The following is a 25679-nucleotide window of genomic DNA, read 5'->3' on the forward strand; positions in this document are numbered from 1 at the left end:
CCAATCAGGAATGATTGCGAAACGACCGTTTTGGTTTAGCTGGTGCTGAGTAAAAGCTATTCCTTCTTCCTCGATCCGCTATTCTTTTCTCGCACATTGCATTAGCGGATTCCTCTGTTGTTTTTCCACTATTCGCAGCTTCCTCGTAAACTTCCATAATTGCATCGTATATATGTTTCGTTTTCACAAGTACACGCTCATGGTTAATGCCATACAATTCATCTGCCACTTGAATAAGCCCACCGGAATTGACGATATAGTCTGGTGCATATAATATCCCTTTATCTCGCAATAATTTACCGTGTCTATCATCTAATAACTGATTATTAGCCGAACCTACAATCGCTCTTACTTTAAACTGAGGAATTGTAGCGTCGTTAATAATTCCACCAAATGCACACGGAACAAATATATCCGCTTCCTGCGAATAAATAGCTTCATTTGCAACAATTTGTACGTTACCAGTAGTTTTTGTTGCAACTTCTTCAATTGCCCGCAGACTCTCTTCATTAATATCCGTTACGAAAATGCGAGCTCCTGCTTCAAGCAATCCACTTGCAACTTTGAATCCAACTTTTCCAAGACCTTGAATCGCGTATATATGTTGGCCTAAATCGTCATTTCCATAGAGCATCTGATTGGTCGCTTTTATACCGTACAAAACACCTGCAGCTGTTGGAATTGATGAGTCTCCGCCGCCCCCATATACCTCAGGGAGACCATTGACGAAATTGGTTTCTTTCATTGCGTGAACGAAATCATCCATTGTCGTTCCCATATCCGTTCCCGTATAAAAACGGCCGCCCAGTGAATTCACAAATTGACCGAACGCACGAAATAATTCCGGTGATTTATCTGTTTTCGGATCACCGATAATAACTGCTTTCCCACCCCCGAAATCGACATCGGCTGCCGCACATTTATAGGTCATTCCTTTTGAAAGGCGAAGAACATCTTCTAACGCTTCTTCCACACTGCTATAAGGTTGCATGCGACATCCGCCGAGTGCTGGTCCAAGCGTTGTGTCATGAATTGCAATAATCGCACGCAAACCTGTTGAAGAGTCATTACAAAAAACGACTTGCTCATGCTCACTCATTCGATCGAAGAGTTCAAATTCCTTTGTCATTGACGTTCTTTCAGCTAGCATTACTCGATTCTCCCCTTTAAGATTGGTCATGAAAACCTCTTTTTTCAGGATGAAGCTTCATTCAGCTTTTCCGCAATTTTTTCCTTTAACAATATAACTTGCATCACTTCACCTTTTCCGATAAGCCCTAAATGATTTTCTGCAGTGACTTTTGTCACAACCCTATTGTCACGAAACTCAATTAAATTGGCTGTCAAGGTTACTCTAGATCCAAGTGGAGACGCAGCAAGATGCTTTAGTTGGACTGATGCACCCATTCCCTCTTCATGCTCTTCCAAAAATGGAAGAATAATTTTTCGAGAAACCCACTCCATATGATATGTCATTGCTACTGTTGAATAGACGGGATGTACAACTTTCCCCTCAAAAGAAGCAAACATATCCTCTGTCACAATTATTTCGATCGTCTCTTCTCTACCAATGTTTAACCCACACTTCATCCGCTATCCCTACTTAAGTTATAGTTTAAATTACTCATTTTTCCTTATGTCCTTAATTTCTTCTATCGATTTATTCAGCTGATTTTCTGCTTCTTCCATCATGCTATCAAGTAGAATCTTCACAGTCGGGATGTTTTCAATTAATCCTGCAATTTGGCCGCTATTGACAAAACCATTTTCCATATCGCCTTCGATTGCACCCAAGACATGTTGTTGTTCCGAAGTCATTTCACTATATTGTTCCAATGTCATTCCTGCTTTTTCTAAGTCTTTTAGTTTCATTGCGTATGGCGTTTTTAATATCCGTCTCAGCCGCCCTACACTGCGTCCAATAAGTAACGTTTCGGTATCACTTGCATTCACAAGGTTGTGCTTGTACGTGTCATGAAATGGAGCTTCCTTTGTCGCTATTAAACGGGTACCCATTTGCACACCACTCGCCCCTAACGTCAGCGCAGCTGCCAAACCTTTACCGTCACCGATTCCCCCCGCAGCAATTACCGGCACGTTAACATTCTTCACTATTTGAGGTAGTAGCGTAAATGTCGTCAGTTCCAAGTTAGAGTTGACGCCAGCTGCTTCAAACCCTTCTGCCACGAGAATATCTGCCCCCGCTTCCTCAGCTTTAAGTGCGTGTTTTACTGAGGCTACAAGCGCAATGACTGTCACGCCTTGTTCATGTAGTAGGGGAATATAAGGTACTGGATTTCCTGCTGATAGCGAAACAACTGATATATTATGTTTAATGACAAGATTAATCAGCTCTGTTACGTATGGTGAAATACTGATTGCGATGTTGATTGCGAAATTCTTGTTTGTCAGTTTTTTCGTTTCAACTATTATTTTTTCTACTTCATCTGGAGTCATTGTTCCGCATCCAATTGTGCCGAGTCCCCCTGCCTCTGAAACAGCCGCTGTCAGTTTTGCGTTACTGATATTCCCCATTCCACCTTGTATAATTGGAAGAGTGATTTGAAGCACTTTACAAACGTATATCATTTTTCTTCCACCCCTGTGCAATTATGTTATGCTAAGAAGAGTTAAAAGATAATTAAGATTAGTAAACTAATTTGAGGGGGAATAGTTTTGTTAATCACATTTAAAGGAAAAAGCCCTGTTCTTGATCCTTCGGTTTTCGTCGCTCCGGGTGCAAAAATTATTGGAGAAGTTCAAGTTGGGGCAGAATCTACTATTTGGTTTAACACGGTCTTGCGGGGAGATGAAGGGCCGATTACAATCGGTAATAAATGCAGTATCCAGGATAATTCAACAATTCACTTATATGAAGATGCTCCAGTCGTTATAGAAGATGAAGTTACCGTTGGGCATAACGTTATCCTGCATGGCTGCAAAGTCGGAAAGCGATCGATTATTGGAATGGGTTCTACAATTCTTGACCACGCAGAAATTGGTGAAGAATGTATTATTGGCGCCAACACATTAATCCCACCAGGCAAGAAAATCCCCCCTCGTTCATTGGTTGTCGGTTCTCCAGGAAAAGTAGTAAGGGAATTGAACGACAAAGACTTCGAGATCATTCAATTATCGATCGATTCATATGTTCAAAAAGGCTATGACTATCGGGAGATTTTTAAAAACGAAGGACAATAACACTTCTGTTAATTAACCATTTACTTGCGTAAAACACTAGTGAGAAGGGCTTGAACACCCGCATTTTCACTGGATCATTTTCGGTTCGCTTTCGGCGAAATATTCATGACAACATCTTTCCCCAAGGGCAAGTGTGGCCTGTCGCGTCCCTATAATACTCAAGTGAAAAATTCATTTGCTTTTTAATGAAAGAGTAGATGACATTCTATAGAGATTGTAAGTGCCCGAAGATACAATTTCAGGTACTCTTGCACGTTGTACAATGTGTTTCTCGCTTACTTTAAGCAATGTTTATGCCTCTGATCATTCGATGGTCTATAAGAAAGTGACACTTCCTTAAATTTAAAAAAGACAAAACTATAGAAAATGCTTCAGCAGCCAAAATTGTATCTTTGGCTGCTTTTATCAAGACATCTCGGTAATCGTATAGACGTCGTTCAATCCAAATTAATCAAACATACTGTACACGAATTGCCTAGTGTTGATTAAGTTATTTCCTGGTTAATGTTAGTTAATCAAAACACGTGATTTATTAACGACAAAAAAACGCTGAACTATTCAGGTTCAACGTTTTGGATGCATTTCAATATCACCGGCTTAGAAACTGGTGGTTCTTAATTCGCTTGACACTTTCTCTGGCAGTCCGCACTTTTAGGCCCCTAGCCCTTTTTCATCATAGAATTCGGCTTAATCTTCAGCATTTCCACCTTGTACCTCAGCCCAGGAACTAAAAATATGGAATGTGGTAACAATTCTCTGACCTTTTTTGCATCAGATGCCGACGACTGCAAATTTACAACAAATAAGCATAACAATTAGCTATGCTTTTAAAAGTTATTAATGTCATCTATTACACTTTTTAAAACCTCAATTGATTCGACTGTGTTATGTTCGTATTCCAAGCTATGATTGACATTAGGAATGAGTCTCGCAACCATTTTTGGGTTGTTTGTCAATTGATTAAATCTTTCCTCTGTGTAACAATGGTCATTATCTCCGATGAAACATAACCCCCTATTAGTACTGCTAACCATTTCATCGAAAACATCATCCCTTTGAATCAACGGAGTTAACCATACTGCTTTAGCTTCTTCGAAGATATCCCTCCTTAACTCTGAGCTCATAGCAATTGTCCCAAGAGATTTGCCGATTATATAAAAGTTTTCATACGAAGTTTCCTTTAAAACAGTATCAATTACTGTTCTCACATCGTACTTAATTGCTTCGCTTATTTCTTCCATACTAAATTCTGCATAGACTTTATCATTGTATTGATAATTAACTTGTAATACATCAAAGCCTTTATTTAAAAATATATCTGTTGAGTAATGAAAAAGAGGACTCCGAATGGTATATCCTGCACCCGGAAGAAAGATGGTCAAATTTCCCGAGTTTTCTTCGGTTCTCAACAACGTATAAGAAATATTTATTTCTTTATACCCCTTCACGCTTTCTGTATTTGTTTTCAACATTGATATCTCCCCCATTCCTTATCAATTATACATATTGTCCCAAACTTAATATATAAATATTTCAATTTATCAGTTTTTTGTGTCCGCGTTTTTTTATTCAATTCAACTGCCTTTCAACAATCGAACTACCACATCTTAGAAAATACAAAAACAAAAATGCACATCAATAAGTAATTACCACCGAAAAAAAGTCTTTAATAATGCTACTTGTCACGGACAAATACATAATACTATTTACATCCACCTTCGTTTGAAACACTTCTTCTCTTACCATTGTCCCCCATTTTTCTAGCATAAGTTTAATTTGATTCTGTTGGTTCTATCTTTCCTTCTAACACATTGCCATGTTCATCATATTTTTTAAAAGTCTTTAATCTACCTAAAACTCTATATTCAACTACTTTTAAAACGCCATTTTCATAGTACTCTTTTTGTATACCTTCTAATGTATTTTTAGCTAGATATTTAATTTCTTTAACTTGTCCATTAGGATAAAAATAAAGCATTTCTCCGTTCTTAACCCCTCCCTTAACTACATAGTAATTTGCTAAATCACCATTTTCATAACAGTCATAAATTATACCAGTAAATAAATGTTCATTATCGTCTTGATCATATTCTACTATAAAGGAATCATATTCATCCCCTCCATAACCAAAACTGCTCCCGTATTTTTCACCATTTTTCACAACATATTCTTTATCTACTATCTTATCTTCCAACCTTAGGCACCTCCGATATTACTTCAAATCCGTCTAGTAAACACATACAGTGTGGACAGCTTTTTAACATAATTCCACCAGGTTTAGTCCTATTAATTCCTGTTCTTATCACATTTACATTCAATTCTTCTATTCGAGCATCAAGATTCCTCTTTAGGGGACTATTTAATTCATTAGCAATTATCAAGTTTCTATAGTTGTTCGATCAACAAAGTTCTGATTCTATTTTATTCGCATCGAATTCATGCAATTGTGTGAGCGTATTTTCTCGTTTAATTGTAGCAGTGTGAACGCCTTCCTGCACTTCGTTATAATTGAGATGCGGAAGGGTCAATGATGTCCACAACTCGATTCATGAAGCTGTTCGCTTCATCCGTTAGACTCTCCGTCAGTTGCGCAATGTTCTTCAACCCACGTTCAATTTCTACGCCTAGGAAATACTCACGAATGAAACCTGATGAATCTGGTTCGGGTGCATCAAGGGCAGCGTCCATCTGTTTTAGGACGTATGTAAAACGGCTCTGAAATAGCTTGAAAAACTGAAGGAACGGCAAGTGGCAATCCGCGTAAAATGTACGAATTGCGTTGCCCCCTTAGCCTGTCAACGAATCTTCTATCGCAACGAGTCCTTGAACCGCTCGATCGATGGTTTCCATTTTGTTTCCTAGACGATCAAGCATGGTGATGTTCCGATGGAGTCGATTCTTTAATGGATGAACATCAAGTACCTTCAAAAAGCATCCCCGCCCCCGATTATCCGGCAACAATGACAATTACTTTCAACTGTAGATTTAAAATAAAGATTGATCATTTGTAATAAAGTCCGATAATTTGTAAAAAGGTTTGATACAATTGCATTGACAAGATGGATTATGACAATTCAACAAACGAGCCATTTTGCGGAACAAGGTTTAGAAATCACAGGGGAAAAAGAGTTAGCATTGGTGAATATTTTGTGTACCCTATTTCGAGAATTATGGAAATGATATTTGGAGTGTTTTAGGCCAAGTGTAGAAGTGGCTTGTCTTAGGAGAGGAGAAAAAAATGATTGGATTACGAAAGATAACCGGGGATAACATAGATGAAATAGTAGCACTTGAAGTTGAAGAAAACCAGGAAGACTTAATAGAAACTACTAACCTTAGAAGCTTTGCAGATGCTCATATGTTGAACTCAGACGGTATACCAGCAACTCCCTTTGCCATTTATGCCGATGAAGTTGCGGTTGGGTTTTTGATGTATATTTATGATACGTTGGATCATGAATCGTTTGAAAATGAAGTTTTTTACGGGAAGAAGAGCTATTTCATTTGGCATATTATGATTGAAAAGAGTTACCAGGGGAAAGGTTATGGCAAACTTGCTTTTGAAAAAATGTTGATGGATATTGAAACTACGCCAGATGGAGAAGCAGAATATGTAGCCCTCTTTTATCGAACAAGTAATGTCATAGCTAAAACATTATACGCTTCATTTGGTTTCGTAGATACAGGAATCATTCAGGATAATTCGATGTTGGCGATTAAAAATCTAGATGGGAAAATAACAGAATCCTTAGTAGAATAGGATCTCCCGCAAAGAAATGTAAGCTATCAACGTCTTGACCCATAGTAGACACAAATATCCAGAAGAGAATTCCGATTTTTTTAACTCTGTCTTAGCAAAATCATAATATTTATACCGTAATCGGGCGCGTTTTTTTTAGAATTACTATGTAGAAAATGATCAAATTTTATTATAAAAATCGCATACTATTTCACAATGAATTAACCCGTTTTAATCAATCATTTTTCAAAACGAGTTCTTATCATTTAACTTAAAATATGGATTTTGGGGATATTTTAGATCAAGCTTTATTCCAAACCAACATCAACTGCTCCCAATCTCTTTTAGTAGCCAATAATCCCCTAACGATAAACATCCCTCTCCCGTCGCATTCAAAAATCTAATAAATATAAATACTTATCTATCATGTCATACAAATATAAAGAGGTATAAGTTTCCTATTTAAGGGGAAACGATCCATAAGTCTTGTTCTATTTCAATATTTTAATAACTAAAGTTACAAAGACATAAGGCAAGCGCTCTTTATAGCCGAGATGCAGGATTATATAAGAAAAAAATAAAAGCATCGCTAAATGCGATGCTAATTGATACTCTAAAAGCGTGCCGATGGGGACACCGTTTGATCTGTTAAATGACCTTTTATCAGCCGAAAAGAACCCGTGACTTTGGGCAGCCAGTTACTTTTTAGTTTGTTAAGTAGTCACTAATAAGTGGGTGGTCATCTGCGTCATACGTTTTATCTTTCCTTCGCATGTCGTTGTCTTCTTGGAATACTCCTTCGAAAAAACGGCTTGCTGATTGTGCCAGCAATTTATAATATTGCTCAAATAACAGAGTGGCGTGATTACCACACCACACTTCAGGCAGCAGCTCTTTTGGGAGACCTGGATCTGTAAAGAGAAACTTTCGGTATTCGTGCACAAGGTTGGTGCGCTCCACGAAACACTCTGCATCCGTCATTTTACCTTCGTTTATTATACTTTGGTGGACAATGTATTTTTTGCTGTACGTCGCAATGAATTCTTGATATTTCCCTTCAATTTCTTGAAGTGGCCAGCTTTTTTCAACGAGCAACTTGTCCGCTTGCGGTCCTTTGTAGTCACATACAAAGAAATCCACGTAAAACTGAATATCATACTTTTCAATAAGAAGATTCACTTCTTTTTCGAGATCAATTGGCGAAATCCAGCATCCATTTGAAAAACTTCCGAATCCGCTCCATAATAACTCTTTTCGAAGTTCATCACGAATTTGTCTTTTTTCTTCCGGAATCGTATACATAAGCATGCGCCATTTACCGTCCCACTCAGTTGGGTTTAATTTAAAAATACGAATTGCCGCTTCTTCAATCCGTGCTTCCCCACGCACCGTCAAGAAATAATAACTTTTGTTGCCTTGTTTTTCGGATTGAATCCATCCTTGTTTCATCATTCTTGAGACAGCTACTCGAACCGATTGTTCATTATGACCAAATTCTTTCAATAATCGTATCAAGCTGCCAATCCATACTTTGTTGCCGTAATGACGGATATAATCACCGTAGATTGTAAAAATCATTGATTGTGTATTTGCCATGATACTCACTCTTTCTTTTTTCGTTCCTTATCGGTGTATCACGATTCGACAGTTTTTTATTATTCCGAGACATTCTCAACAATTGCCGCAATTCCCTGGCCTACCCCGATACACATTGTTGCGAGTCCATATCGAACATTCTGTCTTTTCATTTCATATAAGAGTGTCGTTAAAATTCGGGCACCGCTCGCGCCTAAAGGGTGTCCAAAAGCGATTGCTCCACCATTGGCGTTTACTTTTTCAGCGTCTAACTCTAGCTGTCTAATGCACTCAAGTGATTGGGAAGCGAAGGCTTCATTCAATTCGACGAGTCCTATATCATTCATCGTCAGTCCCGCACGTACTAGCGCTTTTCTTGAAGCACTAATCGGACCAAGCCCCATGACAGCCGGTTCAAGTCCCGCCGTTGCCCCCGTAACATATTTTGCTAAAGGTTTAAGATTTAGTTCCTTTGCTTTTTCGGCACTCATAAGAAGCAATGCACACGCGCCATCATTAACACCTGATGCGTTGCCTGCTGTAACTGTACCGCCCTCAAATAATGGTTTTAATTGTGCCAGTTTCTCAAGCGTAATGTCCGGCCGCGGATGTTCATCTTGATCTACAGTGATTTCATTGCCTTTTCTATCCGTATAAACAACTGGAACAATTTCTTCGAAAAATCTGTTAGCTTCTATTGCTGCCTTTGCACGTTGTTGACTTTCATACGCAAACAAATCCTGAATTTCTCGCGTTATCGTGTATCGCTGCGCGACGTTTTCAGCGGTACGCGGCATCGAATCCGTTCCGTACATTTCTTGCAGTTTTTCATTTGTAAAGCGCCAGCCAATTGTTGTATCTTGCAGTTCCATATTACCTCGTGGATTTGCCTTATCCGGCTTTGCCATAACAAGCGGGGCACGCGTCATACTTTCCGTTCCGCCTGCAATGTAAATATCACCATCCCCAACTGCAATTGCTCTTGCAGCGTAAATAACAGCGTCAAGACCTGAACCACAAAGACGGTTAATCGTCGTGCCCCCCACCTCGACTGGAAGACCCGCCAACAAACCTGCCATACGTGCAACATTGCGGTTATCTTCTCCAGCCTGATTGGCGTTTCCGAGAACGACCTCTTCGATCTGCTCTGCGGGAAGTTCAGGATTTCGAGCAATAAGTCCCTTAATAACGACGGCTCCTAAATCATCTGGACGTACGTCTTTTAACGCGCCATCGTACCTGCCAATAGGTGTACGAACAGCGTCTACTATGACTACTTCTCTCATTTCGTAATCAACTCTTCTCCTTGTGTATAATCGTAGACACCTTTGCCGCTTTTCCGTCCAAGACGCCCCGCTTTTACGTATTGTTCTAGGAGAGGCGCTGGACGGTACTTTTCTCCAAGCTTGTCATATAAATAGTTCAAGTTGTTCAAACGTGTGTCAAGACCCACTAAATCCACGAGCTCGAATGGACCCATGGGGTAATTTAAGCCGAGCTTAATTGCTTTATCAATTTCTTCTGCTGTTCCAAGTCCCTCTTGCAGCATATAAAATGCTTCATTGCCGACAAGCGCACTAATCCGGCTTGTTACAAACCCAGGAAATTCATTAATAACAACCGTTTCCTTCCCCATATTGACAGCAACTTGTTTAATCGTCTCTACCGTTTCATCACTCGTTTCCAAGCCCCGGACAATTTCAACAAGAGTCATTTTATGTACGGGATTGAAAAAGTGCATGGCGATTGTTTTTTCTGGGCGTTTACCGAAAGAAGCAATTTCCGTCGGACTCATCGTCGATGTATTCGTTGCAAAATAACAATGTGCTGGTGCATATTCTTCAATCGTTTCAAATACTTGCTTTTTAATGGCAGCCTTTTCAGGAACAGCTTCAATGATTAAATCCGCATTCCCAGCAGCTTTAGCCAAGTCACTTTCATAATTTAAATTACGATGCGCTTGTTCAGCCTGATTTGCTGATATCTTTCCGCGTGCGAGACCTTTTTCAAAGAGACTATCAATATCTAGTTGCGCATTTTCCAATGCGGATTCATTAATGTCGACAATTGTAACTGTATATCCTCCAATCGCTCCGACATAGGCTATACCTCTGCCCATCACACCGGAACCGACAACAACTATTTGATTAATCATAAGTGATCCTCCTTTTTATGATGAAAGAATACGGACAGGAAATCATACATCCCTGTCCGTATTCTTTCATCTATATATTCGGCACTACTTATTTAGAATTAATTAGGTGATATACCTCACCCGTATAACGAACAAATCTAGCGAAGGAGCGACACTAATCGAGTAGAGTGAACGAATCAGAAATTTGATTCGTTCGTCCCTCTCACACCACCGTACATACGGATCCGTATACGGCGGTTCAATAATTTGAGTGTACAAACTGGTACTTCACGGATATATCCATATATCCGAGTTGTGCCAGTTTTCTATCTGTTAAAGACCTATGAAGGATATAACTGGAAGAAATCCTCCAGTAACCCTTTCGGGTATTTGACCATTCAAAGGCTTTTCGCTCTTCGGTACCTAGTTGAATTAGATTTTTACATTTCGTTCGTGGGTTTTTCCACTGTTTCCAAATGTATTGCCTGATTCGTCGTTTCAACCAACCGTTTAATTCATTCATAAAGCTTTTCATTTCACCAATACCGTAGTAGTTTATCCACCCCGTCATTAGCTGCTTGATTTGCTTGAATAGAACTTCAATGCTTCTCCCTCTGTTCCGCTTTGTTATTTTCTTCAACTTTTGCTTCACAGTAGATTTCGCCTTTTGATGTGGTCGAATTTTGACGCCGTTTTTAGTTGCCAATAGGCAGAACCCTAGAAACTTTCGTTTCAGTGGACTTCCTACCGCACTTTTCTCACGATTTACGGTTAATTTTAGTTCGCCTTCAAGGAAGTTGGTTGAACTCTCCATCACTCGATAACCTGCCCGTCTACTTTTGACGTAAATATTGCAGTCATCCGCATAACGGACGAATTTGTGCCCACGTGTTGTGAGGAGTTTATCGAATTCATTCAAGTAAATATTACTTAATAGCGGCGATAAGTTCCCCCCTTGCGGGGTTCCTTCTTCGGATGCTTGAAATAAACCGTTTACCATAATACCGCTTTTGAGATATTGGCGGATAAGACGTAAAACACGCTTATCTTGAACCTTTTCCTCAATATAGTGCATAAGTTTATCGTGGTTTACTGTGTCAAAATAAGCTTTCATATCCATATCTACAACATATTTGTATCCTTGTTCGTAGTACGACTTCGCTAGGGTGATAGCTTGATGTGCACTACGCTTTGGACGAAACCCAAAGCTATTATCGGAGAACGTAGGGTCAAAAATGGGTTGTAAGACTTGATTGATTGCTTGTTGAATCATCCGGTCGATTACAGTTGGAATTCCTAGTTTTCTTACACCACCGTCTGGTTTAGGAATTTCAACCCGCAACACGGGTTGCGGGCGGTAAGTTCCGTTATGTAATTTCACTAGTAATTCTTCCCTGTGCTCCTTCAAGTATGGGAGTAGCTGGTCATAGGTTATACCATCTGAGCCTGCGGCTCCCTTATTTCTGACAACTTGTAGGTAAGCTTGATTGAGATTATTCCTTGAGAGGATTTTCTCAAACAGATGTACACCATTTTGATTGTTCAGTTCACCATGGAAATTACTATGCACTCCGTCATACCCTTCATGTTCCACATTATCTCTCTGACGGTAGCTAGGTTTCCCTATTTTCTGCGGTTTTCGCAATTTCCACACCTCCTTGTATCCTCAAAATTATTATTGTTCAGTCCTTCATGTCCTGTCAGTGAACACTACTATGACCTCTGCTGACTTCTTACGATTCATCTTCATGTCACCACAGAGATTGCACTGGTTCGTTATCATTTAACTTGCACTGTGCCCTCGTAAGACCTCCCCCGGTAAGAGCGAATACTTTCCTCCCATGTAACTGCTAGATTTACTGTATAGGTTTCGGGCAGTATTGGACTTCGGTTTGTCATGCAACCTTATCCGACCTAATTCAGCCTTCTATCTAGTTTCTGTTCGTCAGTTCAGGAGTTTGCGTCCGACTTCCTTCAGCCACTACCTCACGATAGCCACCTTGTCTTTCGCTAACAGTTCCTACTGCCAAGCCTGTAGTGGACTTTCACCACCGAGTATTCGCCCATGCAGGGCGCACATGAAAGGCAGCCCAATTTCGCCGCGTCCTGCGGCAAAGGCTGCACACCTGCAGGCGCCGGAGCAATAAGACCAAGGAGGGAAGCAGTTCAATCCCTCCCTAGTGATCTTCTGACGGGCTTATTGCGTGAGGCCATCACCAAGCGACTAAGCGGTGTTGGAAGAACATTCTATTTGTTAAGTGCCGACTATCTATTACGCTTTTCTTTGTGTCTAGCTCCAGGCGCCAGCCCCTCGGGTCATAAGCCGTTTTGCTGTGGTGGCTGAAGTACGCCTCCTCGCAAACCGTCTTATGCCTGTCGGGGCTAGACGGCGCCTTGCGCTTTTCTTTGTGTCTAGCTCCTCGCGCCAACCCCTCGGTCATAAGCAATCCAGCTATGTGGCAAAGAGCGCCACGTCGCTAGATCGACTTATGCCTGTCGGGGCTAAACGGCGCCTTGCGCTTTTCATAGCCCAAATGGATTTACTGGACGACTGCCAAAGTACGACATAATGCTTTTTGTTTCAGTGTAAAGATCAAGCGATCCGATAGATAGTTCACGGCCAAATCCGGATTGTTTATAGCCACCGAATGGTGTACCTGGGAATGCAGAGAATGGCGTGTTGATCATAACGATTCCCGCTTGAATTTGGTTCGCAACACGTGTTGTAGTTGCAGTATTTTTTGACCAAATAGAAGAAGCTAGCCCAAAATCTGAGTCATTTGCTAATGCAATTGCCTCTTTTTCGTTTTTAAACTTCGATACAACGACAACTGGTCCAAAGATTTCTTCAAGAACAACTTTCATGTCTTGTGTTACGTTTCCGATTATTGTCGGCGCATACCAAAATCCGTTTTCAAAGCCTTCTGGTTTTAATTCTTTACCACCAGTAAGGATTTCAGCACCTTCATCAATTGCAGATTGAACATACATTTTCACTGTGTCCAACTGGCACTGATCAATAACTGCGCCCATATGTGTTCCTTTATCAAATGGATTCCCAATTACAAGTTTTTCTGTTTTAGCAATAAATTTCTCAACGAACTCATCGTACACATTTTCATGAATATAGATGCGTGTACGCGCATCACACGATTGACCTGTGTTATTGAAAGCTCCGTAGAGTGAACCATCAACGGCTGCTTCAATATCTGCATCTTCAAAAACAAGGCTTGGGGATTTTCCACCAAGTTCTAGTGTTACGCGTTTTACTGTTCCTGCTGCTTTTGCCATAATGTCTTTTCCAATTGGTGTAGAACCCGTGAATGCAACTTTATTCACTAGTTCATGTTCTACCAAGTAATTACCGATTTCAGATCCAGATCCTGGCAAAATGTTAACGACGCCTGCTGGAACCCCTGCTTCGTAGCAAATTTCTCCAAGAATAATAGCTGTAAGTGGCGTGAGAGACGCTGGCTTAATAACGACGGAGCACCCTGCTGCAATAGCTGGAGCAATCTTCCAAGCAGCCATCATAAGTGGATAGTTCCACGGAATAATTTGCGCGCATACACCAAGTGGTTCTTTTTCTGTGTAATTATGGAATTGACCAGGTACATTATTCACAGAACCCCCATGTCCAACAATAGCGCCCGCATAAAATTCAAAGTCTTCAATGGCTTGTGAAATCTGCCCTTTAGCAGCTGCAAGTGATTTACCCGTATTCAAAATTTCTAGTTCTACCAGCTCATTAAAGCGGGAGCCCATAATTGCTGCAATTTTGTTTAGTACACGTGCACGCCGTCCTGCAGGAGTTATTTTCCATTTTCCATTATCAAATGAATCCCTGGCAGCTTGAACAGCTTTTTCAGCGTCTTCTTTCGTCGCTTTCGCTACTTCAGCAAGTAGTTCACCCGTCGCCGGATTATAAATCTTTGTGCGCTCGCCACTGCTACTTTCGACTTGTTCACCGTTGATAAAAAGTTTATAGAAATCACGCTTTATCGTTTCTTGTTCGATTTCGATTTCATGGGTTTTTGTCATATGGTTTACTTCCCCCTATTGGCCTGTAAAAACAGGTTTTCTTTTTTTCATAAATGCATTGATGCCTTCGCCATGATCTTTTGTTAAACCAGCTATTCGCTGTCCTTGAGCTTCATGTTCAAGATATTCTTCAAAAGAAAGTTCTGATATCGTCATCAATGAGCCTTTGATTAATCCGATTGCTTTTGTTGGTAAAGCGGCTATTCGTGTTGCAAATGCAGATACATCCTCTTCCCATGTTTCTGATGGAATCAGTCGGTTTGCAAGACCCATTGCAACCGCCTCTGTAGCTGGCACTTTTTCTCCTAAAATGGCTAATTCTGCAGCTTTAGATTGTCCGACTAATTGTGTTAAATAATAAAGATTACCTGAATCCGGAATAAGCCCTACATGGATGAATGCATTTAATAAACTGGCACGCTCAGACATTAGTCTAAAGTCACAAGCAAGCGCAAGGCTAAACCCCGCTCCTGCTGCTACACCATTTACTGCTGCAATGATCGGTTTTTCACATTTTCTGATTTGCTGGATCATCGGTCCATAATGATCTCTTAACACTTGACCATGATCCATAAATTCATCAATTTCTGATAAATCTTGTCCGGAACAAAATGCCCGTCCTTCACCTGTAATGACAACACAGCGCACTTGTTCATCGTATGATGCCGCTTTGATTGCATCTTTTACTTCACGATTCATCTGCGAGATAAAAGCATTCAGTTTGTCAGGTCTATTTAAGATGAGCCACGCAATTCCATCTTTGACATCGTAACGAATTGTCTCAAACATTTAGCACACTCCTTACTTTCCTTGATAATCCGGCCTTCTTTTCTCAACAAATGCGCTCATACCTTCTTTTTGATCCTGTGATGCGAAAAGAAGGTAGAAATTTTTCCGTTCATACTGCATTCCTTCATACAAGGGATAATCCACTGCTTTATTAACCGAATCTTTAATAAGGCGCAGTGAGAGCGGTGGTTGTTTGGCTAGTCGATTTGCAAACTTCAGCGTTTCTTCCATTAATAGTTCAGGAGCAACAACTTTGTTAATGACTCCATGTTTGAGTGCTGTTTCTGCGGAAATACGCTCTCCTGTCCAAAGCCATTCCAGCGCTTTCGTACGTCCGACAAGTTTCGTCAACCGCTGTGTCCCTCCTGCACCTGGCATGACGCCGAGGCCTGCTTCCGGGAATGAAAATTCTGTACCGCTTGCTGCAATTAAAATATCACAGCACAATGCAAGTTCAAATCCCCCTCCTAAAACAAAGCCTTTTACTGCACCAATGATTGGCTTTTTAATAAGTGTAAAACGGTCCCAATCAGCAAATTGGTTCAAGAGTTCAAGGCTGACTGGGTCATCTCCAGTCATTTCATCAATATCAGCCCCAGCTGAAAATGAACGGCCTTTTCCAGTAAGGACGATAATGCGAACTTCTTCTTCTCGATCAAACATTTCCATTGCAGTAACGATTTCACAAACCATTTTCCGATTCAACGAATTTAACTGGCGAGGACGATTCAGTTCAATCACCGCGATGTTTCCCTTTACTGTCGTTTCAATGAATTCAAAACTATACACTAGGCATCCTCACCAATCATTAATGTAACAAGATCACCCGCAAACCCCATCAAATCTTTGCCTGATGCCTTTCCTTCAGCTGTGCGCAAACCTGCCTGTAACGCTTCTAGATTGTCATACTTCATCTCACATGTGAGGTAATATTTCCCTTCACCTCCCATTGGAGATCCTGATATTTTTGTTACCTTCATTTCACGGAGACCTGGGATTTTTGCTGTTAGCGGTGAATGTACATTGAAATAATGATCATCAAAAGCCTCTTTGTTTTCTGGGTGTTTGTACAAAGCAATTAGTTTAGCCATTTTTTCTTCTCCTCACTTTACATTAATGTAGACACAGGTTTCATTGCCTCAAATACGTTTTTACAGCTCTTACAATACAAAATACTTCTGCAAGCCGTTGGTCCAAAAATATTTTCCATTGATACATAGCCAGATCCGCAATAGGCACAATCCACATGCCATGATCCATCTTCCTCAAAATAGCGGGGCGGGGGAGCAATCCCAAATTTTTTCAGATTCACATGACCTTGTTCCGTTATACGGTCTGATGTCCATGGCGGATGAAAGACGAATTCTACTTCAATCGTTTCAACTTCCGGTAGTTTTTTCACAGCATTTACTGTATTCGTTTTAATAAATTCGAGCGCCGGACATCCCAAAAAAGTCGGTAGAAGTGTGATTTTCACGTTATTTCCTTCGTTTGTGACTTCGCCTACCATTCCAAGATCAATAATACTCACCGAATCAATTTCCGGATCTTTCACATTCATAAGTACTTCAAAAATACGCTCAGTTGAAACATCTACAGAAGCAGTCATATTATTCACCTCTTTCCTGGTACCGTTTACCAGACAGCTGCCGGGTCAAGCTTGTAAACTTCGGAAAGCGTGCCGAGTGCTTCATCCAAGTCTTTTGTGTGCTCACCGTTTCGTCCGTTCATCACGGGATGATTCGGGATCAACGGTACTTCCATTTGAAGGGTTTCGAACACCGGACCGATGATAGCTTGCCATTGTTTCTTCATTTCTTCCTCACTGTCTATTAAGTTACTGCTTTCAATCTTTTGTTTCTGATTTCCAAAAGAAAATACATCTCCAAAATCATTCAAAACAAGCGTAATTGCATCATTCATTTTCTTTTTTGCCACATCCGTAGAACTCATTAACTGCTTAAACCACGTTTCCCAGTGCAACTTGTGATAATAAAGTTCCATTTTCACTTTTATCGCCACTTCAGCAATAGGTTTGTATGAGCTTTCACATAACGAATCCATTTTTACCTTTTTCGCTTGTATATAAAAATAACTCCTTACGACTTGATAGGCCCAGTCATAATTGGGTGTTTCCATATAATAACCTTCGCCGTTCACCCGTTCCGTCAAAATGCTGTTCTTTCTTTCATCTGTCGGACGTAAATGGGCCAAGTCATCCGCTTTTCCAGCTCCAAGCTCTTCAAGTAATTTGTAGTACATCGCCGCATGCCCCATACTGTCTTGGCTAATGGATGAGGAAGCTACGTCTTCTTCAATGTGAGGAGCGAGTCCGAGCCATTCAGATCCGCGGAATGCGTACAGAAAATCATCATCTGCTAATTGGAACAACAAACTAGTGATTGCTTCTTTATATTCCATGCTCATGCCATTGTCTGTTATGCTCATTTCCGCTCCCCTCCCCATGACAAAATTTCTTTTTCATCAAGCACTTGCTGTTCATATTGACGCCATTTTTTCTTTAAGTAACCATAACCTTTTGTCGTCCTGTACTCTTTATTGTCTAGCCTGGTGAGCGTCATCTTCTCTTCGGCATTCATTTTCCTAACATTCTTTCGATTTATAATCCAAATGTCTGCAACTGGTTCACGGCGCATGAAATTTTCCTGTGCCAAAATAAGTGCCATATCTTCATTTGGAGCCAGTAAGCTGAATTGGTGTTGGAATGCCGAGCTCGGTGTCCGCTTACTGAACACTTCATATTCTTGATAAAATGTTTTTTCTCCAGTCATTTTACTGACTCCTTCCATTAATTAACGACTGCACTTAAAGCATCTCGCACCCATGTATTATTTTCATAAGATGTACGACGCAGGTTCAGGCGTGCCTGAGAACGAGGTCCTTCATTTCTAATAATTTTCTTGAATTCATTCCAATCCGGTTGTTTGTACGTCCATATTTTGCTTTCAGCATCGAATTTTATGGTCGGATCTGGGATTGTTAGACCAAGAGATAAAATACGCGGGATATATTTATCAAAAAAGATTTGCCTGAACTCTTCGTTTGTTTTTGTCCGGATTTTATATTTAATAGTCAAATCTTGTTTCGAAGAACCTGTTGTTTCTTTACTCGCAGGTCCGAAGAACATTAACAGAGATTCCCACCAATAATTGATTGATTCCTGAATCATCGATTTTTGATCATTTGTACCTTCCGCAAGTGCCATAATAATAGATTCACCATGCTGTGCATGAAACACTTCTTCAGCGCAAATACGCTGTAACGCTCTCCCGTAAGGCCCATAAGAAGCCCCAAGCATATTTGTTTGTGTAATAATTGCAGCCCCATCAACGAGCCAACCGATTATTCCAGCATCTGCCCATGTAGTTGTTTTCATGTGAAATACATTATGAAATTTCAAGTCTCCATTGAATAAGTCCTGCATTAAATCTCCGCGATTCTTGCCATATGGTTTAAGTAAATCTTCAGTTACCCGAAGAAGCAGTTGACCGTGGCCGATTTCGTCTTGCACCTTGGCCATAATGCCTAACTTACGAGAAAGGGATGGGGCTTTTGGTACCCATTCTTTCTCTGGGAGAGCCCCCATTATTTCGCTCATTCCATGCATGGAAATCAATTTAATCAATGTCAGCCTATATTCTTCAGGCATCCAATCATCGGCTTCAATTTTGTCACCTGCTTCAATCCTCTGCATAAAGTGAGCTAACTTTTCTACTTCCGAATTGTATAAACCCGTCATTTCACAGCCCCCTAGTTTAAGGTATGTGTTTCCGACTAAACATATAACACTTACATAACGTTAATCTAAAACTCAGTTATATTTATAGACATACCAATCCGATAATACCGTGTGCCTTTTCCATAAACAGTCGCTTTACTTAATGCTTGGTCGCCCACTTTAATAGAATCTGTCGGACATCCGACTTATGCATCTTCTAAATCTTCAAGAAGATGTTCAGGTACTTCTGCTGTTCCTTCATTTCTATACTTTGAATACCTTCTGGGACAATTCCCAAAAACAAAAAAACACCGGCAAAATTCTGCCGATGTCCATTTTTAATACGTAAATCAATTGCTCATGCTATTTTTCTCGATGCTTTCAATGTCTTGAATGACCTCACCATTTTCCACTTTTTCTCCATTCTCCATGTTTATAAACAACTTGCCTTCCGCCATTTTACGCGCTTCGTTTTTGAAGTTGTCAATAACTTTTGCTTCAATACGCGCTCCGTCAGCAGTGACACCAAACGGTACTGTCCAGTAACCTACATAGTGACCTGGTGATGTCTCACTAAATGGAAGTTCGGTGGCATTTGTCACTTCGTTGCCTACATTTGTCAGTGGCATGTGGATTACAAAACTAGCTTTTAGTCCTGGGGCACTGTCAAATTCTATTTTTACACTTTTGCCTGTTGTTAAGTAGACATCATTAGTTGGTGTTAAATTTTCGATTGATGGTGCATTATATTGAGCTGTAACTACCACCGTCTTCGAAGTTTGGTTATTCGCTTTATCACTTGCAACAACCGTTATTTCGTTTTCACCATTATCAAGCAAAATACGTTTGGAATAGTTTCCATTTACGACTTCCGCATTTTGGCCGTTTACTTTTACCCAATCAAGGTTAGCATCAGAAACCGTCCCTTCAACCATAACCGTTTCACGATTCGATTTATCACCGTTTTTCGGGTTATCGATTGTCAGTTCAGGGTTTTCAGTATCTAATGTCACTGTAACTGGAGCAGATTCGCCTGTCACTTTGCCATTAAGCGTGGAAACTGCCTTGAACTCATTTACTCCTTCTGCAAGCTCATTTTTGATTGTAAATTTGCCGTCTTCTCCAACCACTGCCGTACCTGCATCTTCTCCGTTGTTTTTCAGCTGGATTGTTGTCGTCGGAGATGCTGTCCCTTCGATCGTAATACTTGATTCATTTGTCGTGAAGTTCTCTGCAGGTGAAGTAATAATTGGTGCATGGACTTCATAGCTGACACGTGCACGAATCATGTAATTCCCTTCCGCCGCAGGTGCTGCTGACCACGCGCCCGATACATATTGATAACTTCTTCCCGCGTTCGTTCCAGTTTCATCTGTCGCGAGACCAGGTGAATTTGGACTTGGATCTTTCTGGATGTAAACCATGTAAAAGTCACCGCTGACAACTATGTTGTGCTCAGTTAAATCTACAACTGTCCACTCTCCGTTACGCAGAGCCTGTGCATCGATTGGTCCTGCAAGTTTCTTGCCAGGAGTTCCGTCAGCACCCGTTGCATCCCATACTTCTACTGCAAAAGCCGTCCCTCCTGGAACTGGCCATTCCGTATCCCAGAAGCGGAGTACGCCGTCTGTGACAATTCCGGATTCTTTACCTTCTGGAAGAGACATTTTCACTCCCCAGCCATTACCTGCATCGTAGAATGCACGCGCATTCTCGCCTGTGCCGTCGTCATACCCAATTTCGCCGCCTGGATATGTGTAAAATGGTTCTAGTGCGAAATCTTTTTCAGTCGTGCCGTCGCCAATTGTGATAGCCGCTTCTTGACTATGGTAGCCACGTGCAATCACCTTCAACGTGTAGTCGCCTTCATAAGCGGTGATGGAATAATTCCCATTTCCATCTGTTTCGACAGGTGTAATGTTTGCATCTTCGATTAGCAGCAATGTTGCTCCACCAATTGCTTCACCTGTTGACTGATCAGTAATTGTACCGCTTACCGTGGATTGTGTAATTTCATTTAGCGTGAAATTAACTTTCGTTGAACTGTCTGCTTCGATTGTTACGGATTGCTCTTCAGATTGGAATCCGTATGCTTCTGCTTTCGCCGTAAATGTTCCTGCTCCATGCGTCAGTGAATATTTTCCATCAGCAGGGCTCGAATAGACCGAACGCCCTGTTTCAAGCACACTGACTTGTGCACTTAAAGGAAGCAGTGTAGGGTTTGCCTTTTCGTCTTGGACTGGCGGTTGTTCTTTCTTAGGAACTACCGGGTGAATTTTTGTCGGATCGATAGGTTCTTTGAATGCATCTTTTTCTTTTTCTTTAATAATACCGAGGTCTTTACCAGATTCGGTTTTAATAGCTTCAAGATTTTTACCGCTATTTTTCTCATTGCTTCCGTTACTATCTTGTGTAGTTCCTTTTTGCATTTTGCCCGTTTTTGAAGTAGTTGTCAGTACTACATCATCAATATACCAGCCATCTTTTACAACGCTAGCGTCGGAAAATGCATTGAAACCGATGTAAACACGTTGACCGCTATATTCCGACAAGTCAACTTCACCGTCAATCCAACCGTCCGATTGACCTTGAACCATGAGTAGTTGGGTCCATTCCACCTGATCTATGGAAATGAATACATGACCGTAATCCCATGCTCTGCCGGATGTAGATTGCTCGAAGTTATGCCATTGTTTAAATTGCAAGAAGGAATCCCCTTCTGGCAAGTCAACTGGAGGCATGACAAGTGTTGCATTCATATTAGTTTCATATGTGCCTGTAAGATTTGTCGCATATACTTTTTCACCTGAAGAGGCGCTATTTGGGCCAGATGTTGGTACGCCCCACTCCCAGCTGTTCTTCTCGCCAAATGAAGTCCAACCAATCGGCGTTGTTTCAAAGTCTTCTGAGAAGCCGATTGTGATGCCCGGCTTCACTTGAATCGTGTATTCTTCACTTGTCACTTCATTATTCCCAAAATCATTGATTGTCCATTTGTAAGTGAATGTATTGCCTGCGATACTTTCGCCCGCAATCGTTGCTCCAAATTCACCTGACTGGTAATTACCCGACTTACGGCTAGCTTCCACCGCTTGCCACTTGTTAGCTGCGTCCTTATAGTTCAATGTGACAGACGCGATACTAATATTATCTGTCGCTTGAACCCTCAAATCTAAATCCATTCCCGCGTATGTTTCTGCAGGCGCATCATGCTTGTATGTTGGTGCTTCATGATCGTCACCTTGTTTTGAAACTTGACCTTCCATTTTCCCAAGGCCACTAGCGATTGATGAAACAGCTTCGTAAGCATCGACAAGTCCATATCCATAGCCGTGGTTCGGAGACTGTGGATATACTGCGTCAGTCAACGGTGTCGCTGTATCAAGTAAAATCTGTTCCATTTCATCGACTGTTAAGTTGGCGTTTACTTGGCGAAGTAGCGCTGCCACGCCCGATACAGCCGGTCCTGCCATTGATGTTCCATTCCAACCGCCTTCATAACCGCTGCCTGGAACGGATGAACGAATATTCACACCCGGTGCAGAAATGTCGGGTTTAATTTCTGCATATGGAGATGGACCACGTAGAGAAAAGCTGCCTACTTTGTTATTAATGTCCGTTGCGCCAGTTGCAAAAGATTCAGGGTAATTCGATGGAGCTGCAACTGATCCGGGTCCGCCTGGATTAGATAGCGTCGTGTTTCCTGCAGAAAACTCTGGGAAAATTTCTGCTGCTCGCCAGTTTTTGACAACATCACGATACCATTCATCAAGTCCTGGTCCACCTCCCCATGAATTATTCACGACATCTGGCGCTAGATCGACGCGTACATTACCGTTGGCGTCTGTCGGTGCCAAAATCCATTGAGCTGCAGCCAGTAAATCTCTATCTGACCCACCAGCCGTAGTGAATGCTTTAACAGCGATCCACTTAGCACCTGGAGCAACACCGATTTGGTTAGATCCATTCGGTTCGCTACCGACCATTGTGCCAGTAACATGTGTTCCATGACCGACATCATCATATGGTGTAGCTTGTCCTACAGTTGCGTCAAACCAATTGAAGTCATGGTTCACATCACCTGATGCCGCATTATACCCTCGATATTGTTCTTTCAATGCGGGATGGTTCCATTGAACACCTGTATCGATGCTCGCAACAACCGTACCGGAACCGTCAATGCCCATGTCCCAAACTTGCGGTGCATTGACACGCTCAACGTTCCATTCTACATTTGCAATTTTAGATTCAGGAGCAACTGCATTTTCAGTTTTTGTTGCAAAAAGTTCGCGCGTTTCATTGGGTAGCACTTTTTCAACCTCTGCGAATGTCGCTACCTTTTGCGCGACTTCCTTCGTGGCCGTAACAGCCATACCGTTTACGATAAAGTAAGAGGTGATGTCTTTAGCGTTTCCTGCTTTAACTTGCTGTTCAAGATACTGTTTAACATTTTGTTGTGTTTCGATAGATGTTGTTTTCAGCTCGGATACGACAGCCGATCGTTGCATAAGTTCCACTTTTTGTGCCGATAAATTTGCATTAATTGCATGTTTTTTTGCTTCACTCGCTACTTTTTCCGTATCCGTTTTTTCTTTAAATTTTATCAAAAAAGTGACGGTGTCAGCTTTTCCGAAGCTTTCCAGCAAGCGATCACTTACTTTGTCCTTTGAAATTACATTAGAATTATTTACAGATTCGTGGAGTTTTTTATTCGGCTCTGCGTTCGCAACTCCAGGTGTGACCAGGGAAAACACCATGAGTAACGATGCAATAATGCTGAACATTCTTATTCGACTACGCTTCTTCAACTTCATTCCTCCCTCCGATTTTTACAACGATTGAACTGCATTTTTTAACTCAATAAAAAACACCCCTTGCCCCCTTCCTAAAAGTTAGTGTAGGTACCCGACGGTGTCGCTTGTGAAAATCTAGTTGATACTACTAAACATACACGGATACTAAATCTCTTTTTGTCGAATATTGACAGAACTTTACCAATTGATAGTTTTTATCTACTCTAACCCTATTTATTCCAGTAGAAAAGTTCTATGGAAATAATTAGCACTTCGACAAATGAGTATGCTACGCCCTTGGTATCATTGCGTTTTCTTGATGACTTGAATTGAAGATAGATTACCATTTTTTTGCATCATAATTAATAAATACATAGATATGACTAGGTATGATAAATTAATGCCAATTTCCAATTATACAGATAGGAATAAGTAGGTATTTGTAACTTGTATAAATATAAACTAAGCATGCATAAAGTACTAATACGATCATATTTCATCGATTTAATTCCTATTCTCAGTAATGTAGATGCCCAGACGTGAATTTTCATTTTAGGGGGAATTTCACCACTGAAAGGATTTGAAGTTCTGGAGAACGATAAAAAAGTAGTAATGGCGAACTATTTATTGACTATAAAAGCACAAAAAAACCGGGTTCTAGAATGATCCCGGCATAACTTTTTACTCGGTTATAAAATAGTTTAAACCCATTTTATTACCTAGCGCCCTTCACTTTTTCATCAACGAAAATCTCACTAACAATGTCGTGGCACAAAGCAACAACAATCCGAAGATCCCAACCGCAATACCCGTGTTTTGTAATGTTAGGGTCGATGCAGGCAAACCGCAAAGGGTCGGGTCGAATGAGATAGCACCTACCATCGTCCCCATGATTGCTGCTACTCCTCCATTAAAAAAACCGGCAAGAACCGATTGTTTCTTTGCCACCGAACTGAATTGAGTGCCTATTACAATACCAATCCATAGGTTAACCGTACAGATAACAGTAAAATCCATCGGAAAAACCAAATATAATGTGATCGCGATGACAAAACTGGTAATTTGCCCCGCGGCTAAGGTAACTGTAAATCTGAGACGGTCGCTGATTCCAAAACGTAACTTATAGAATAATGCATACATATAAACGCCCAACAAACTACTTAACACGAGCAAAAATAATCCAAATAAGATCATCGTATGCCTCTCCTTATGTTTTTCGAGAAGACTTTGTCGCTTTAAACAACATCATAAATGAGCACAAGACGAATAATTCCATCATGATGGCAAACGGAATACTATATGACGCAGCAGCTCCAATCATCGGTGCCATCATTCCCGTCATAAGCCCGCTAATATATCCGGTGAGCAACGTTTGATTGTCAAAAATTCCTCCGAACAAACTTCCCACCAGCATCCCTGTCAAAGCAGCTACTACGGTCACTTCCATATAATAGACCGGGAATTCATAAATCAAGAGGACGCCCGTTCCAAGAGCCAGTCCTCCGCCCGCTACCATGGCGATATTCATGCCCAGATGAAAATCTATCAACTTTCTTCGCCTGTATAAAAACTGATAAGTGACACCAGCAAGTAGAAATTGAAAAATTAACAAGCTCCAAATCCATGCCGACAAACGGATTCCCTCCTCACGACATTGTATGAAAACGG

General features: G+C 40.9%; 24 protein-coding genes. 2 read left to right on the forward strand and 22 right to left on the reverse strand.

Translation table 11 applies throughout. The annotated features are described in order from the left end of the window. Positions 1-4: 4 nt before the first annotated feature. The 3 genes from MKX62_RS22145 to MKX62_RS22155 are packed head-to-tail and all read right to left on the reverse strand — an operon-like array spanning position 5 to position 2589. A complete protein-coding gene (locus MKX62_RS22145; protein WP_340742360.1) occupies positions 5-1150 on the reverse strand; it encodes a Leu/Phe/Val dehydrogenase in 1146 nt (381 codons plus the stop codon). Between the two features lie 44 nt (positions 1151-1194). Further along, positions 1195-1590, reverse strand: a complete 396-nt coding sequence (locus tag MKX62_RS22150) for a thioesterase family protein (protein WP_067210598.1) — start codon at positions 1588-1590, stop codon at positions 1195-1197. 30 nt (positions 1591-1620) lie between these two features. Further along, complete coding sequence (locus tag MKX62_RS22155; protein WP_340742361.1) at positions 1621-2589, reverse strand: NAD(P)H-dependent flavin oxidoreductase; 969 nt, start codon at positions 2587-2589, stop codon at positions 1621-1623. Positions 2590-2676: 87 nt separating this feature from the next. On the opposite strand from MKX62_RS22155, the gene MKX62_RS22160 reads away from it, so the two are divergent. Beyond that, positions 2677-3201: a gamma carbonic anhydrase family protein gene (locus MKX62_RS22160; protein ID WP_340742362.1), complete on the forward strand. Its 525-nt coding sequence runs from the start codon at positions 2677-2679 to the stop codon at positions 3199-3201. An 827-nt stretch (positions 3202-4028) separates the two neighbouring features. Here MKX62_RS22160 and MKX62_RS22165 read toward each other — a convergent pair. The 4 genes from MKX62_RS22165 to MKX62_RS24510 all read right to left on the reverse strand — a co-directional run bounded on the left by MKX62_RS22165 (position 4029) and on the right by MKX62_RS24510 (position 6129). Beyond that, complete coding sequence (locus tag MKX62_RS22165; RefSeq protein ID WP_340742363.1) at positions 4029-4673, reverse strand: alpha/beta family hydrolase; 645 nt, start codon at positions 4671-4673, stop codon at positions 4029-4031. 299 nt (positions 4674-4972) lie between these two features. Beyond that, positions 4973-5395 (reverse strand): toxin-antitoxin system YwqK family antitoxin, encoded by a 423-nt coding sequence (locus MKX62_RS22170; protein WP_340742364.1) that lies wholly within the window; start codon positions 5393-5395, stop codon positions 4973-4975. A gap of 308 nt (positions 5396-5703) precedes the next feature. Beyond that, complete coding sequence (locus tag MKX62_RS24505; protein WP_445683560.1) at positions 5704-5976, reverse strand: T7SS effector LXG polymorphic toxin; 273 nt, start codon at positions 5974-5976, stop codon at positions 5704-5706. 12 nt (positions 5977-5988) lie between these two features. Next, positions 5989-6129, reverse strand: a complete 141-nt coding sequence (locus MKX62_RS24510) for a T7SS effector LXG polymorphic toxin (protein WP_445683543.1) — start codon at positions 6127-6129, stop codon at positions 5989-5991. A gap of 310 nt (positions 6130-6439) precedes the next feature. On the opposite strand from MKX62_RS24510, the gene MKX62_RS22180 reads away from it, so the two are divergent. Further along, positions 6440-6961, forward strand: a complete 522-nt coding sequence (locus MKX62_RS22180; RefSeq protein ID WP_340742365.1) for a GNAT family N-acetyltransferase — start codon at positions 6440-6442, stop codon at positions 6959-6961. A 684-nt stretch (positions 6962-7645) separates the two neighbouring features. Here MKX62_RS22180 and paaX read toward each other — a convergent pair. The 15 genes from paaX to MKX62_RS22255 all read right to left on the reverse strand — a co-directional run bounded on the left by paaX (position 7646) and on the right by MKX62_RS22255 (position 25644). Beyond that, positions 7646-8536 (reverse strand): phenylacetic acid degradation operon negative regulatory protein PaaX, encoded by an 891-nt coding sequence (paaX, locus tag MKX62_RS22185; protein WP_340742366.1) that lies wholly within the window; start codon positions 8534-8536, stop codon positions 7646-7648. Positions 8537-8595: 59 nt separating this feature from the next. After that, complete coding sequence (locus tag MKX62_RS22190) at positions 8596-9801, reverse strand: acetyl-CoA C-acyltransferase (protein ID WP_340742367.1); 1206 nt, start codon at positions 9799-9801, stop codon at positions 8596-8598. Then, complete coding sequence (locus tag MKX62_RS22195; RefSeq protein ID WP_340742368.1) at positions 9798-10670, reverse strand: 3-hydroxyacyl-CoA dehydrogenase; 873 nt, start codon at positions 10668-10670, stop codon at positions 9798-9800. The genes MKX62_RS22190 and MKX62_RS22195 overlap by 4 nt, the downstream gene beginning before the upstream one ends. A gap of 238 nt (positions 10671-10908) precedes the next feature. Further along, positions 10909-12294, reverse strand: a complete 1386-nt coding sequence (gene ltrA, locus MKX62_RS22200) for a group II intron reverse transcriptase/maturase (protein WP_338652480.1) — start codon at positions 12292-12294, stop codon at positions 10909-10911. Between the two features lie 878 nt (positions 12295-13172). Beyond that, a complete protein-coding gene (locus tag MKX62_RS22205; RefSeq protein WP_340742369.1) occupies positions 13173-14690 on the reverse strand; it encodes an aldehyde dehydrogenase family protein in 1518 nt (505 codons plus the stop codon). A gap of 15 nt (positions 14691-14705) precedes the next feature. Further along, a complete protein-coding gene (locus MKX62_RS22210) occupies positions 14706-15479 on the reverse strand; it encodes an enoyl-CoA hydratase-related protein (protein ID WP_340742370.1) in 774 nt (257 codons plus the stop codon). 12 nt (positions 15480-15491) lie between these two features. Then, complete coding sequence (locus MKX62_RS22215) at positions 15492-16268, reverse strand: enoyl-CoA hydratase/isomerase family protein (RefSeq protein WP_338656213.1); 777 nt, start codon at positions 16266-16268, stop codon at positions 15492-15494. Then, positions 16268-16570, reverse strand: coding sequence for an EthD family reductase (locus tag MKX62_RS22220; protein WP_067210629.1), 303 nt, complete (start codon positions 16568-16570; stop codon positions 16268-16270). Before MKX62_RS22220 ends, MKX62_RS22215 begins: the two co-directional genes overlap by 1 nt. A gap of 17 nt (positions 16571-16587) precedes the next feature. After that, positions 16588-17088 carry a 1,2-phenylacetyl-CoA epoxidase subunit PaaD gene (gene paaD, locus MKX62_RS22225; RefSeq protein WP_340742371.1) on the reverse strand — a complete coding sequence of 167 codons (501 nt, stop codon included), beginning with the start codon at positions 17086-17088 and terminating at the stop codon, positions 16588-16590. A 26-nt stretch (positions 17089-17114) separates the two neighbouring features. Next, a complete protein-coding gene (gene paaC / locus MKX62_RS22230) occupies positions 17115-17927 on the reverse strand; it encodes a 1,2-phenylacetyl-CoA epoxidase subunit PaaC (protein ID WP_340742372.1) in 813 nt (270 codons plus the stop codon). After that, positions 17924-18271, reverse strand: a complete 348-nt coding sequence (gene paaB / locus MKX62_RS22235) for a 1,2-phenylacetyl-CoA epoxidase subunit PaaB (RefSeq protein WP_067210636.1) — start codon at positions 18269-18271, stop codon at positions 17924-17926. Before paaB ends, paaC begins: the two co-directional genes overlap by 4 nt. Positions 18272-18288: 17 nt before the next feature. Beyond that, a complete protein-coding gene (gene paaA / locus MKX62_RS22240; protein ID WP_340742373.1) occupies positions 18289-19239 on the reverse strand; it encodes a 1,2-phenylacetyl-CoA epoxidase subunit PaaA in 951 nt (316 codons plus the stop codon). A gap of 329 nt (positions 19240-19568) precedes the next feature. Beyond that, a complete protein-coding gene (locus MKX62_RS22245; RefSeq protein WP_340742374.1) occupies positions 19569-24032 on the reverse strand; it encodes a S8 family serine peptidase in 4464 nt (1487 codons plus the stop codon). 708 nt (positions 24033-24740) lie between these two features. Beyond that, the gene (locus tag MKX62_RS22250; protein ID WP_338656207.1) at positions 24741-25205 is read right to left on the reverse strand and encodes a hypothetical protein; all 465 of its coding nucleotides are present in this window, start codon (positions 25203-25205) and stop codon (positions 24741-24743) included. A gap of 13 nt (positions 25206-25218) precedes the next feature. Beyond that, the gene (locus MKX62_RS22255) at positions 25219-25644 is read right to left on the reverse strand and encodes a hypothetical protein (protein ID WP_231885679.1); all 426 of its coding nucleotides are present in this window, start codon (positions 25642-25644) and stop codon (positions 25219-25221) included. Positions 25645-25679: the final 35 nt, after the last annotated feature.

The organism is Sporosarcina sp. FSL K6-5500, assembly GCF_038005665.1.
In the GTDB taxonomy this organism is placed as follows: Bacteria; Bacillota; Bacilli; order Bacillales_A; family Planococcaceae; genus Sporosarcina; species Sporosarcina psychrophila.